A 12,225-nucleotide genomic window follows, 5' to 3' on the forward strand; every position below is an offset into this window, starting at 1 on the left:
TTTGGCGGCGCCTGGGCTATCGCGTATCAAGAGCAACAGAAGGGCTGCTTGGTAGGATCATGCCTCTGCTGCTGTTGTGAGCAGGATCTTGTGAGGGATCGAACCTTTTGATTGCGTTTCACGCATTAAATAGCGGCTTTGCCTTAGTGATTGGGGCCGCTACGCGCCCCATCGCGGCACAAGGCCGCTCCTACAGGATCACGCAAGGCTTGCCAATGGCGGGTTGCCTGTGGGAGCGGCCTTGTGCCGCGATGGGCCATACCGCAGCCCCCTGTTACAGCTTTTGTAATAGTTTCCCTCTGTGAGGAAACACTCCACTGGCTGTAGGATCTTTTTCCCAACGTACTATCAAGGTCCCCATGAGCACCTTCTCGGAGCCCCCCAGTCCTCGGCCGTCCCGGCCTTCTTTCCCGCGTCTGCGTGACGCCTTTGACATGAGTACCTCGCAATGGAATGGCTAGCCGACCCCACGGCCTGGCTGGGCCTTGCCACGCTGATCGTGCTCGAACTGGTACTGGGTATCGACAACCTGGTCTTCATCGCCATCCTTGCCGACAAACTGCCGCCGCACCAGCGCGACCGCGCGCGGGTCATCGGCCTGAGCCTGGCGTTGATCATGCGCCTGGGCCTTTTGGCCAGCATCTCCTGGATGGTCACCCTGACCGCGCCGCTGTTCGAGGTGTTCGGCAAGAGCTTCTCGGGCCGTGACCTGATCATGCTGTTCGGCGGTGTATTCCTGTTGTTCAAGGCCACCATGGAGCTGCACGAGCGCCTCGAAGGGCACGTTGCGCAAACCAGCGGTGTGACCCGCCATGCTGCGTTCTGGCCCATCGTCGCGCAGATCGTGGTGCTGGACGCGGTGTTCTCCCTGGACGCAGTGATCACGGCTGTGGGCATGGTCGAGCAGTTGTCGGTGATGATGATCGCCGTGGTCTTCTCCATCGGCATCATGATCGTCGCCAGTAAGCCGCTGACGCGCTTCGTCAACGCCCACCCTACGGTGATCATGCTGTGCCTGGGCTTCTTGATGATGATCGGCTTCAGCCTGACCGCCGAAGGCCTGGGCTTCCATATCCCCAAAGGCTACCTGTACGCGGCCATTGGCTTCTCGTTGCTGATCGAGCTGTTCAACCAGCTGGCTCGTGCCCGACGCAAGCGCAGCCTGCAGCAGCACCGGCCGCTGCGCGAGCGTACCGCCCACGCTGTGCTGCGCCTGATGGGGGGGCGCACCGTGGCGGCCGATGAGGTGGGTGAGGAAATTGCCGACCTGGTCGAGGGCAGCGACGAGCAGGTGGTCTTCGACCGACGCGAGCGGGTGATGATCAGTGGTGTGCTGAACCTGGCCGAGCGGCCGATCCGCACGGTGATGACCGTGCGCGCCGAGGTCGACACCATCGACCTGGCGCAGCCGGCCGAGGCCATCGCCCAGGCCCTGGCGAACTCGCCCTATTCGCGCCTGCCGCTGATCCGCGGCGGCCGCATCGAAGAGCCGTTGGGCTTCGTGCACAAGAAGGAGCTGCTCAAGGAGTGGTTATCCGGCGGGCAACCGGAACTGGAACGCCTGGCACGCGCGCCGTTGAACCTGCTGGAGAGCTTCAGCATTCTCAATGCCCTGGAGCAGATGCGTGCCCAGTCGACCCACATTGCCTTCGTGGTCAACGAGTTCGGTGATTTCACCGGCGTACTGACCATGACCGATATCCTCGAATCGATCGCCGGCGAACTGCCGGATGCCAGCGAAGTCAGCGGGCCCGGGATCGTCGAGGAAGAGGGCGGTTTCGTGGTCAGCGGTGCCCTGAACCTGAGCCAGGTCCAAGCGCGTACCGGTTTTGGCGCTCGTGCCACCGAGGACTACCAGACCTTGGCGGGCCTGGTGATGAGCCTGCTCGACCGCCTGCCGGTGATCGGCGACCGCCTGGTGTGCGACGGCTGGACGCTGACCGTGGTAGCGGTCGAGGAGCGCCGGGTTCGCCAGGTGCGCCTTACACCGAGCGGCGACGTTGGCGCAGCAGGTGCTTGATGCCCTCGAGGATCAGCACCAGCACCGCGGCCCAGATCGGTAGGTAGGTCAGCCACTGGTCGGGGCCGATGGTCTCGCCCAGGAGCAAGGCGACGCCGACCAGCAGCACCGGTTCGACATAGCTGAGCAGGCCGAACAGGCTGAAAGGCAGTAGCCGGCTGGCCAGCACATAGGCGATCAGGGCCGAGGCGCTGATCGCCCCGAGCAATGGGATCAGCCCATACAGCGCCGGGTGTTCGGCAAGGTCTGCGGCGGTCAGCGGGTTCTGCACCACGAAATACAGCGCCCAGGGCAGCAACAGGCACATGTCGCACCACAGCCCGCCCAGGTGGTCGGTGCCGCAGCGGCGACGCAGGACGAAATAGATCGGATAGCCGATGGTCACCACCAGGGTTTCCCAGGCGAAGCTGCCATTCTGGTACAGCTCGTGGCCCACGCCGAGGACGGCGCACGCCACCGCGATCTTTTGCAGGCGCGACAGGCGCTCGCCATAGACCAGGCGCCCGGTGAGAACCATGGCCAGCGGTAACAGGAAGTAGCCCATCGACACTTCCAGGCTGCGGCCATGCAGCGGCGCCCAGAGGAACAGCCACAGTTGCACGCCCATCAACCATGAGGTGCCGATCATGCCCAGCAGCAGGACCGGGGCCTGGCGCACCCGTGCCAACAGGCCACCGACCAGCTTCCAGTCCTTGGTGGCCAGCATGAACAGGGTGAGGCAAGGCAGCGTCAGCAGGGTGCGCCAGGCAAAGATCTCCTCGCCATCCAAGGGCGCCATCAGGGAGGTATAGAAGTACATCACGGCGAACAGACAGGACGCCACGACCGACGAGAGAATGCCTTTTGACACGAATGCCTCGATTTACGAAGTTGAACAGGTGATCAGTTCGGCATGATCTCAGGGCGTACGTCGTGGGGCAACCGCGCACTGCCTGGGCGGGCGGCCAGGGCTTGAAGAAAGTCGCCAACAGGCATCGGTCGGCCGAACAGGTAGCCCTGCTGGAAGTCCACCTGGTGACGCGCCAGGTAATCGCGCTGGACGTCGGTTTCCACACCCTCGGCAACGATCCCCAACCCCAGCTTGCCCGACAGCTCGATGATGGTGTCGAGGATATGCTGGGAAAGTGCATCGCCTCCGATCATCGCAACGAAGCTCTGGTCGATCTTCAGGTAGTCGACCTTGAACTGGCGCAGGTAGTTGAGGCTCGACTGGCCGGTGCCGAAGTCGTCCAGAGCGATCATCACGCCCATTTCATGGAGCTTCTCGAACAACTCCAGGGTGACCGGCGTGGCTTCGATCAGCTTGCGCTCGGTCAGCTCCAGGGTCAGCACCACGCGCCCCGGCGGGAAATGCTGGAGGAAGGTACGGCAATCATCCAGCAGACCCAGGTCGCGGCAATGGTCGGCGGTGATGTTGATACCGATGTGGAAGCCGTCCTCGAGCAGCGCGGCATAGGGTGCCAGGCCCTGGGCGGTGTGCAGCATCAAGGCACGGGTCATGGGGACGATCTGGCCGCTGTGTTCGGCATAGGGAATGAACAGGTCCGGACGCACCAGGCCTTCGCGCGGGTGGTTCCAGCGCATCAGCACTTCGACACCGGCCCAGCGGTAGTCGTCCTTGCGCACCACGGGCTGGAAATAAGGCAGGAACTCATCGGCTTCCAGCGCCCGTTGCAGCTCGGCGCGCGGTGACAGGGCGCGGCGCACCTGCCAGCGGCAGACCGCGCCTGCCAGCACCCCCAGTACCAGCAATAGGCTGAGCAGGGCCGGGTAATGCTCGGTCATGAACTGGCTGCGCTTGCCCGGCGTGTAGCCGCCATGGACGCTGAAGGGGTAGCGGGTCGATGACTGGACCACCGCCGCGATGGCAGCCTGTGGCGGCGTACCGGTATGCACCACGCCTTCCTTGCCTATCCAGTTGTTACCGACCTGAAGTTGCAGCTCTTCCTCCGGGCCGATCAGCTTCAGCGCGGTGGTCAGGTGCTCGCTGTCGACCACGGTGATGGCGCCACCCTCGCCTTTGCTGAGGCGATAGGCCAGCAAGGAATGGCCCGGGGTGACCGCGTTGCCCTTCATCAGCCACAGGCGGCCATCGGTGTAGTCGCGTGGGTCTACCGGTTCGTCGAAATTGCCGAACAACGAGGAGCAGTACAGGGTATGGTGCTGGAACAGGTTGGTAGAACGCACGAAGGCGTTGCGGGTGACCTGCCCGCGCAAGGCCACGTCGATCTCGTCGCAAGGGCGACCGACCAAGGGCAACAGCTCCCTGGCAGCGCTGGAAAGGTTGTCGAGGATATGCTCGATCTGATTGACCACTTGTCGGGTTGTGGCCTGGCTGCTGTTGTGCAATTCGTGCTGGGCCTGCCATTGCATGACCCCCAGACCACACAGCAGCGGCAGTGCGCCAATACCCCAGGGGAGGAGGGAACGCCAGCTCCAGCGGGCGCGTTTGACCGATAAAGGCATGCTCATCCAATCTGTTTGAAACCAATTCGCAGAGGATAGCCGTTTGTCGGGTTGAGCGGTGAACTAAAGCGCGACAAATGATTTTACGCCCTGTAGAATCGAGTTACGAATACAAGAATAAGGTTCTCCGCGCCCCGGGGAATCAAGCCCGCCGAGAATGGGTCCATATGACATACCATGGGTTCAAGCTGATCATTGGTGACTTCCTTGCCCGCAGCGTGCGCGGCATCCCGTGCTCGCCACCACGCCTGTCCGACATCCAAAGCACCTGACACATTTTTCGCTTGATGAGGACACACACAATGGCTGATATCTTCGACAACCCGATGGGCCTGATGGGCTTCGAGTTCATTGAATTCGCATCGCCTACCCCTGGCGTGCTGGAGCCTGTATTCCAGATGCTCGGCTTCACCAAGGTGGCCACCCACCGTTCCAAGGATGTGCACCTGTATCGCCAGGGCGGCATCAACCTGATCCTGAACAACGAGCCCAAGAGCGTCGCCTCGTACTTCGCCGCCGAGCATGGCCCGTCGGTGTGCGGCATGGCGTTCCGCGTGCGCAATGCCCATGAAGCCTATGCCCGTGCCTTGGAGCTGGGCGCCCAGCCGGTGGAAATCGAAACTGGCCCGATGGAGCTGCGCCTGCCGGCGATCAAGGGTATCGGTGGTGCGCCGCTGTACCTGATCGACCGCTACGAGGAAGGCAGCTCGATCTACGACATCGACTTCAAGTTCATCGAAGGCGTGGACCGCAATCCCGTCGGTGCAGGCCTGAAGATCATCGACCACCTGACCCACAACGTCTACCGTGGCCGCATGTCCTACTGGGCGGGCTTCTACGAGAAGCTGTTCAACTTCCGCGAGATCCGCTACTTCGACATCAAGGGCGAGTACACCGGCCTGACGTCTCGCGCCATGACCGCGCCGGACGGCATGATCCGCATCCCGCTCAACGAAGAGTCCTCCAAAGGTTCGGGGCAGATCGAAGAGTTCCTGATGCAGTTCAACGGCGAAGGCATCCAGCACGTGGCCTTCCTCACCGACGACCTGCTCAAGACCTGGGACGCCCTGAAAGGCTATGGCATGCGCTTCATGACCGCGCCGCCGCAGACTTACTACGAAATGCTCGAAGAGCGCCTGCCAGGTCACGGTGAGCCGGTGGACCAGCTGCAATCGCGCGGCATCCTGCTCGACGGTGCCTCCGAAGCTGGCGACAAGCGCCTGCTGCTGCAGATCTTCTCCGAGACCCTGCTGGGGCCGGTCTTCTTCGAGTTCATCCAGCGCAAGGGTGACGATGGCTTCGGCGAGGGCAACTTCAAGGCCCTGTTCGAATCCATCGAGCGTGACCAGGTTCGTCGTGGTGTGCTGAACGTCGAGTGATCGCAACGGCAGGTTGCCTCAACGCCTAGTAGAGGTGGCCTGCCGGCCTTTGTTGCGTGCCCTGAATATTACCCAATAGGTAATCGCCCCGGTCAGCAACCCTACCAGCGCCAGGGATGGGAGTATCTGCAACATCGACTGGCGTATTTCACTTGCCGTAAAGCCCTCCGGGTACCCGCCTTTTACCGTATAGCCGTGCTTGCTCGAAATCGCACTGCGGTAGAACTCCGATTGCGAAGGCCTCTCTGGATCACGACTGTCTCCCATGTCCCAGATGTATTTCGTGCCGAATTCCAGTACCAGCACCATGCCGTCCTGGAAGCCGCGCAGCTCGTTGCGCAGCTCGATGCCATAGGCGGTCGCGATCACACCTGGGTTGGCATAGGCAAGGCGCAGTTCGACGACAACGCCATTGGGCGTGATGGGCGAGTTGAAATTGAGCTGCACATGGGTGCTGGGGCTGTAGAACGTGGGCTTGTCGGCGATGAACGTCTCGATGCTACTGCAATAGGGCTGCCCGTTTCGGGTGAGGACAAGCGAGCGGATCCGCGGGTCTCCTGCGGCAAGCCTTTCCAGGGCTCCGGCGATTTCGTCACACGGCTTGCCGGCCAGCGAAAGCGCGGTAGAGGCTGCCGTCTGCAAATTGTCCAGTACCCTGTCGACGGCAAAGATCGCTTCCTGGACCGAAACCTGGGCATTCTCTTCGAGCTTGCGCTCCAACTGGTAGATCATCACCAGCAGGCCCGACGCCATGGGAACCAGGCTGATCGTCAGGATGAGCAACATCTCCAGCAGGCTGCGCCCTGCATGGGTGAACTTCGACATGGCCGTTACCCCTCCCGGCAAATAGTCCGTCAGTGGACGGATTGCAGGGCAGGTTAACGGGGTCTGAAGTGGCCGGACTGTAGCCGCTATCTGCTTGTACTGCGGGGTATTGGACGCGCCGTTGTGGGAGTCATGCCGGTTTCTTCAAGCGCGCCAGTACCTGCTCGGCCACCAGGGCACTTGAGGCTGGATTCTGCCCCGTGATCAGCCGGTCGTCGCTGACCACGAACCCGGCCCAGGGGTCGTCATGCTTGCTGTACCTGCCGCCGCGAGCCACCAGCTCGTTTTCCGTGAGGTAGGGCACCACATTGTCCAGCTCTGCCAGCTTTTCTTCGGTATTGGAAAACCCAGTGACCTGGCGTCCCCTGACCAACAGGCTGTTGTCGCTGAGCTTGATGTTCAGCAGGCCGACGGCTCCATGACACACTGCCGCCACTACGCCGCCGGCCTCGTAGATTCGCCGGGCCAGTTCCTGCAGACCGGTGTTTTCCGGAAAGTCCCAGATCACGCCATGGCCGCCGGTGTAGTAGATCGCGCAGTACTGGTCGACCTTGACCTGGGTGGGGGCAAGGGTTGTGCCGAGGCGGTTCATGAAGGCTTTGTCGTCATACCATTGCCAGTCAAGCTCGGGTGCCATCTGCAGGCTGTGGGGGTCGATCGGTACATAGCCGCCGGCAGGGCTGACGTAGTCAACGGCATAGCCGGCCTTCTGCACCGTGTCGACGAAATGAACTGCTTCGCCCAGCCACAAGCCGGTGGGCCGCTTTAGCGTCGGGTATTTTGCCGTGTTGGTCAGCACCACCAGGATCTTCTTGCTCATGACCGTGCTCCACATGCCTGGAAAGGGCCCGGATTCCCCGGGGCAGAGGAAAACCTAATGAGCATAGCCGTCCATGGCGGGAAAGCCATGCATGGGCCTGTGGGTGGACGGTTGGGAGAGCGTCCCTCTCGATCATGATTCGCCGAGCATCTGCGCGACGCGCGTGTGCAACTGGCTCAGTTCGAAGGGCTTGCTGATCAACTGCATGCCTGGTGCGAGGAAATCGTCCCGCGCCATGGCGGTTTCGGCGTAGCCGGTGATGAACAATACCTGCAGGCCAGGCCGTAGCTTGCGTGCAATTTCCGCCAGCTGTCGACCATTCATGCCAGGAAGCCCGACGTCGCTGACCATCAAGGCAATCGGTTGTGAGGCGTGCAACAGTTGCAGCGCCTCCTTGGCGCTGCAGGCGGTATGGCAGGGGTAGCCTTCCTCGCGAAGCGATTGGCTGAGCAGTTGGCGCACGTGCGGGTCGTCCTCGACTACCAGGATTTCCCGGCTGTTGCCGCCAGCCGCCCTGGCAGCAGAAGGTTCGGTTTGCGGTTGCGAGCGGCCGATATAGCGCGGCAGGTAGAGATCTACCCGCGTGCCCTGACCGACCCGGCTGCGCAAATGGACATGGCCGTTGGACTGTTTGCTGAAGCCATAGACCATCGACAGGCCAAGGCCAACCCCATGGCCTGTCGGCTTGGTGCTGAAGAACGGCTCGAAGGCGTGTTCGAGCGTACTTTGCGACATGCCCTGGCCGGTGTCGCTGACACTCAGGCGCAGGTAATCGCCGCTGGGCAATCCCTCGTCGCCCATGTGCGCGTCGTCGATGCGCTGGTTGCTGGCCTCGATATCCAGGTGGCCGCCGCAGGGCATGGCTTCACAGGCATTGAGCAATAAATTGCCCACGGCTTCCTGCAACTGCTTGTCGTCCGCCTTCACCAGCCACAGGTCTGTTGGCAGGTTGACCTGCAAGGTGATGGACACATTCTTCATCCTGGTCTTGAGGTCCTCGGGGTGCAGGAGGGTGCGCAGATCCACGACCCGGCTCTCGAGGGACTGCCGGGAGGAAAACGCCAGCAGGCGATGGGTCAGCGCTGCGGCTCGGGCCACGGCTTCCCTGCCCATGCGCAGGATGCCATCGAGTTGCTCGGTGCGTCCTTGTTGCAAGCGCTTGTCGAGCAACTCGAAGCTGCCGCCGATGCTGGTCAGCAAGTTGTTGAAATCGTGGGCGACGCCACCTGCCAGTTGACCGATGGCTTCCATCTTCCGTAGCTGGTTGCGCGCCTGGGCATCGGCCTGGTTTTGTTCAGCCTGGCCTTCCAGCGCGAGCATGCGGTCGCGGGAACGGTATTGTCGACGGCGGCTGCGCAGGGCGGTCTGGCTAAGTTGCAGCAGCTGCGTGGGGTCGAACGGCACAGGCAGGGGTAGCAGGTTACCCAGCTGCGGCTCGGGCAGGCCGGTGATGGGGCGGGAATCGGTCAACAGGACAATGGGCAGGTCCGACCAGACTGGCTGCTGATCAATGAACACTTGCAACTCAGGATACGGGCTCGAGCGCAAGGTACTGTTGGCAGCGATCAACAGGCCGACCCCTTCGGACAACCAGTTGCCAAGGCGTGCGGCATCGTTCGTGCACAGGCAGGCGAGCCCCGCGCTTGTCAGCAAGCGCGAGGTGCGTGCAGCGATCTGCGAAGGTGCCAGGATCAGCACACGTTCGTCCAGGGGCAACGCAGCGGCCAAGGCAGCACTCCTGTGCCAGTGGGCAGTCGATACCCACTGGACCACGGGATAAAGGCAGGGGTTCAACGTGGGATGGGCAAATCGCCTACAAGCCTTGCTGCAGTAGCGGGTCGTCGGGGTTTTGCCGTTCCAGCTCGGCCAACAGGACCTGGACGTTCTGCAATTGCCCGGTCTCCTTCCAGTAACGGATCAGCAGTACGCGGGCACGGCGGTTGGCCGGCTCTCGAGCCAGCACGGTTTCCAACTGCTTCTGGGCCGCATCGACCTGGTCCAGGTCGTGCAGGGTCACGGCCAGGACATAGCGGTAGTCAGTGTTGTCTGGTTCCAGTTCGACCGCCCGGGAAAAGGCTAGCAAGGCATACTCCTGTTGCTCATGGCGGAGCAGCCATAGCCCCAGTTCATGCTGGAGGAACGCGGAATCCGGCCGCAGTGCCAAGGCCTTGGCCAGCACTTGTCGAGAGGCATCGTGCTGCCCTTGGCGTTCCAGCAGGCGCACCTGCATGGCCAGCGCATCCAACCCGTCGGGGGCGGTTCGCAGGCTGCGTTGCAGGGCTGCTCCGGCCTGCTCGTAGGCATCTTCGTGCAGATACAGGCGCGCCAGGTGGACCTGTGCGGCGGCATCCTCTGGCTGCGCCTCCAAAGCCTGCTGATACTGCTCCAGAGCATCCTGCAGGGGGCCGAAATACAGGCCTATCGAGTCCGGGTCCAGCCCGAGCAGGGCGTCGACCGCGGCGAAGCGTACGCTCTGCTCGTCGTCTTCCAGCAAGGGGCCCAACACCAGGCTGCGCTGGGCGGGCTGCAAGAGCCTGCGAACGCTGGCGATGGCGGCGCGGCGCACCAGCGGGTCGCCATGGTCCAGACCCTGGCGAGCCAGCTTCAGCGCCTGCGGCGAGGGGTAGTTGGGCAGTTCGGCATACAGTGCGGCGCGACGGATCGCCGGCAGGTCGTCGCGCTGCAATTGCTGATAGAGTACCCGCGCCGCGCCAGGCTCGCCGTTGTGCGCCTGGCGCAAGGCCTTGGCGTAGCTGTGTGGAGGTTGGGCGGGCGCTGCGGGTTGGTCGTCGTGCCACAGGTAGCCGGCCACACCCGACACCAGGATCAGCAGCAGCAGGGCGACCAGGTAACGGCGGTGGTTGGGCATCGGGCGGTCCGTGACAGCGGGAAGGGCAGAGCTTGGGGCAGGTGGGCGGCAAATGCAACGGGGCTGCCTGGGCTGCGGATGCTGTAGCAAGGTCGGTGGCGTGGTCTGTTAAGATCGGCCTTTTTAGCAAGGCGAGGGAGCCGATCGATGATCATCACCACCACCAGCCAGCTCGAAGGCCGCCCGGTTGCCGAATACCTGGGTGTGGTCAGCGCCGAATCGGTGCAGGGCATCAACTTCGTGCGGGACTTCTTCGCCCGTTTCCGCGACTTCTTCGGAGGGCGTTCGCAGACCCTGGAAAGCGCCCTGCGTGAGGCTCGCGAGCAGGCCACCGAGGAACTCAAGGCGCGTGCGCGTCAATTGCATGCCGATGCGGTGGTAGGCGTGGACTTCGAAATCAGTATGCCGTCCGTCCAGGGAGGCATGGTCGTGGTGTTCGCCACCGGCACGGCGGTTCGCCTGAAGTAGCGCGTGCCGCTGGTCGGCAGTGATGCATTTGCCCGGCTGGTCTGCAAATGACTAGCTAGTCTCATTCGGCGGGCCATCGCTTGTCCAGGGAGGCATATTGCTTGCCGGCATGGCCGACAACCGGGGAACTAGGGCATGAGCGAATCCTTTTTCGAAGATATGAACGACGCATTCCCGATCAATAGCCAGGTCCGTTGCGGTCAGGCGGCTGTGCGCCTGGGCTTCGCCAACATGACCTTGAACGAATCGGAGCAACTGCGCCCAGCGCACCTGCAGCGCAGCAAGAAGGGGCGTTTCACCCCGCGTATCCCCTTTAGAAAATGACCTGTAATGCGGTTTAGGGGCTGCTTTTGCAGCCCTTTTTCATGAGCGCTGCCCGTGAAGTGCGTCACACCCGACGGTGCTTTTTTATTCGTATTCGTTGATCTTGCTCATGGCATTGGCAGGTGACCCTCGCCGAGGGGGGGAGGTTGTGCTTTTCTTGCGCGGACTTCAGCACAAGGAGATAGACCATGCGCGTCAGGGAAGAAACCTATTGGCAATGGGCCGATGCCAATCTGCATGCGCGTTGCCATGATGAAGTGCTCAGTGACGGTACCACCCTCGATGTCCAGGTTCGCCTTTCCAGGCAAGGCACCACGCAGCTGTTTCTCGGGCTGTATACCCGCGAAGGCAAAGCCCTGGTGGAGGAGTACCATCCGGCCCGGCCTGGCGAGACCATGACCCGTGCCCTGGCCAGCGGCGTGGAACGGGCCAGGGCGCTGGCGACCGGCGCCTTGGCCCTACCGGCCCGGCCAACCCGTCGCCGTCAGGCCTGAGCCCGGCGGTTGCGGCTGGCCTGGACGATGCGTTCGGCCGGTACCCGCAACTGGCGCAACAGGTATTCGGCAAATTCTGGAGCCCAAGGTTGCAGGGCGATGGCGTCGGCCATGCAGGCCAGCCAGAGGCTGGCCTGTACTTCATCGATCGGCCATTGGGCATGAAAGGCCGGGATGGCGATCGAACCATAACGCTCGCCATACAGGCGTGGCCCGCCGAGCCAGCCACTGAGAAAACAGGCCAGCTTGTCGCGCGAGCCTTGCAGATCGTCCGGGTGCATCTGCCGCACGCTGGCCGCTTCCGGGCGTTCATCCATCAGCCGGTAGAAGTCGTCGACCAGGCGGCGCAGACCTTCGATGCCGCCAGCGGCCTGGTAAGAGGCATCGCCGGTGCCATAGGCGGGGGTAGTCATCGAGCGGCTCCGCAGGAACAGGGGCGGGCATTATAACAGGATCGAGTAGGAGACGGGCTCTCACCCGTCGTCCTCTCACACCACCGTGCGTACGGTTCCGTACACGGCGGTTCAGGTTATGCGGCTAAGCCTGTTGATCGTATCGAG

General features: G+C 62.6%; 12 protein-coding genes. 5 read left to right on the forward strand and 7 right to left on the reverse strand.

Annotation, left to right across the window (positions count from 1 at the left end):
- The first annotated feature begins 448 nt into the window (after positions 1-448).
- Positions 449-2,020, forward strand: coding sequence for a TerC family protein (locus ACNFG0_RS22305; protein WP_196146798.1), 1,572 nt, complete (start codon positions 449-451; stop codon positions 2,018-2,020).
- Here ACNFG0_RS22305 and rarD read toward each other — a convergent pair.
- Positions 1,983-2,870 carry an EamA family transporter RarD gene (gene rarD, locus ACNFG0_RS22310; RefSeq protein WP_196156332.1) on the reverse strand — a complete coding sequence of 296 codons (888 nt, stop codon included), beginning with the start codon at positions 2,868-2,870 and terminating at the stop codon, positions 1,983-1,985. The two genes, ACNFG0_RS22305 and rarD, sit on opposite strands and share 38 nt — an antisense overlap.
- A 32-nt stretch (positions 2,871-2,902) precedes the next feature.
- Positions 2,903-4,486 carry an EAL domain-containing protein gene (locus ACNFG0_RS22315; protein ID WP_416766454.1) on the reverse strand — a complete coding sequence of 528 codons (1,584 nt, stop codon included), beginning with the start codon at positions 4,484-4,486 and terminating at the stop codon, positions 2,903-2,905.
- Positions 4,487-4,788: 302 nt separating this feature from the next.
- Here ACNFG0_RS22315 and hppD point away from each other — a divergent pair, with 302 nt between their 5' ends.
- Entirely contained in the window at positions 4,789-5,865 is a 1,077-nt protein-coding gene (gene hppD / locus ACNFG0_RS22320; RefSeq protein ID WP_084857636.1) for a 4-hydroxyphenylpyruvate dioxygenase, read from the forward strand.
- Positions 5,866-5,883: 18 nt separating this feature from the next.
- Here the strand turns inward: hppD and ACNFG0_RS22325 are convergent, their stop codons facing one another.
- From ACNFG0_RS22325 to ACNFG0_RS22340, 4 genes are all read right to left on the reverse strand, one after another.
- Entirely contained in the window at positions 5,884-6,690 is an 807-nt protein-coding gene (locus ACNFG0_RS22325; RefSeq protein ID WP_196167264.1) for a CSS-motif domain-containing protein, read from the reverse strand.
- Between the two features lie 130 nt (positions 6,691-6,820).
- Positions 6,821-7,510 carry a type 1 glutamine amidotransferase domain-containing protein gene (locus ACNFG0_RS22330; protein ID WP_196146795.1) on the reverse strand — a complete coding sequence of 230 codons (690 nt, stop codon included), beginning with the start codon at positions 7,508-7,510 and terminating at the stop codon, positions 6,821-6,823.
- Positions 7,511-7,642: 132 nt separating this feature from the next.
- Complete coding sequence (locus tag ACNFG0_RS22335) at positions 7,643-9,238, reverse strand: ATP-binding protein (protein WP_416766450.1); 1,596 nt, start codon at positions 9,236-9,238, stop codon at positions 7,643-7,645.
- An 85-nt stretch (positions 9,239-9,323) separates the two neighbouring features.
- Entirely contained in the window at positions 9,324-10,379 is a 1,056-nt protein-coding gene (locus tag ACNFG0_RS22340; RefSeq protein WP_196146794.1) for a tetratricopeptide repeat protein, read from the reverse strand.
- A 147-nt stretch (positions 10,380-10,526) separates the two neighbouring features.
- Here ACNFG0_RS22340 and ACNFG0_RS22345 point away from each other — a divergent pair, with 147 nt between their 5' ends.
- From ACNFG0_RS22345 to ACNFG0_RS22355, 3 genes are all read left to right on the forward strand, one after another.
- The gene (locus ACNFG0_RS22345) at positions 10,527-10,847 is read left to right on the forward strand and encodes a YbjQ family protein (RefSeq protein WP_196146793.1); all 321 of its coding nucleotides are present in this window, start codon (positions 10,527-10,529) and stop codon (positions 10,845-10,847) included.
- Positions 10,848-10,982: 135 nt separating this feature from the next.
- Positions 10,983-11,171 (forward strand): hypothetical protein, encoded by a 189-nt coding sequence (locus ACNFG0_RS22350; RefSeq protein ID WP_196146792.1) that lies wholly within the window; start codon positions 10,983-10,985, stop codon positions 11,169-11,171.
- A gap of 188 nt (positions 11,172-11,359) precedes the next feature.
- Positions 11,360-11,665 (forward strand): hypothetical protein, encoded by a 306-nt coding sequence (locus ACNFG0_RS22355; RefSeq protein WP_196146791.1) that lies wholly within the window; start codon positions 11,360-11,362, stop codon positions 11,663-11,665.
- Here ACNFG0_RS22355 and ACNFG0_RS22360 read toward each other — a convergent pair.
- On the reverse strand, positions 11,656-12,078 hold the full coding sequence (locus tag ACNFG0_RS22360; protein ID WP_196146790.1) for a group II truncated hemoglobin: 423 nt from the start codon (positions 12,076-12,078) through the stop codon (positions 11,656-11,658). The two genes, ACNFG0_RS22355 and ACNFG0_RS22360, sit on opposite strands and share 10 nt — an antisense overlap.
- Positions 12,079-12,225 lie beyond the last annotated feature (147 nt).

It is taken from the genome of Pseudomonas sp. NY15372 (assembly GCF_048068215.1).
Taxonomy (GTDB): domain Bacteria; phylum Pseudomonadota; class Gammaproteobacteria; order Pseudomonadales; family Pseudomonadaceae; genus Aquipseudomonas; species Aquipseudomonas guariconensis_A.

Bases quoted from the DNA above. Each gene is read 5' to 3' on its own strand.
- ACNFG0_RS22330 (WP_196146795.1), bottom strand. From the start codon at position 7,510: ATGAGCAAGAAGATCCTGGTGGTGCTGACCAACACGGCAAAATACCCG.
- hppD (WP_084857636.1), top strand. From the start codon at position 4,789: ATGGCTGATATCTTCGACAACCCGATGGGCCTGATGGGCTTCGAGTTC.
- ACNFG0_RS22340 (WP_196146794.1), bottom strand. From the start codon at position 10,379: ATGCCCAACCACCGCCGTTACCTGGTCGCCCTGCTGCTGCTGATCCTG.
- ACNFG0_RS22345 (WP_196146793.1), top strand. From the start codon at position 10,527: ATGATCATCACCACCACCAGCCAGCTCGAAGGCCGCCCGGTTGCCGAA.
- ACNFG0_RS22360 (WP_196146790.1), bottom strand. From the start codon at position 12,078: ATGACTACCCCCGCCTATGGCACCGGCGATGCCTCTTACCAGGCCGCT.
- ACNFG0_RS22350 (WP_196146792.1), top strand. From the start codon at position 10,983: ATGAGCGAATCCTTTTTCGAAGATATGAACGACGCATTCCCGATCAAT.
- ACNFG0_RS22325 (WP_196167264.1), bottom strand. From the start codon at position 6,690: ATGTCGAAGTTCACCCATGCAGGGCGCAGCCTGCTGGAGATGTTGCTC.
- ACNFG0_RS22355 (WP_196146791.1), top strand. From the start codon at position 11,360: ATGCGCGTCAGGGAAGAAACCTATTGGCAATGGGCCGATGCCAATCTG.
- ACNFG0_RS22315 (WP_416766454.1), bottom strand. From the start codon at position 4,486: ATGCCTTTATCGGTCAAACGCGCCCGCTGGAGCTGGCGTTCCCTCCTC.
- ACNFG0_RS22305 (WP_196146798.1), top strand. From the start codon at position 449: ATGGAATGGCTAGCCGACCCCACGGCCTGGCTGGGCCTTGCCACGCTG.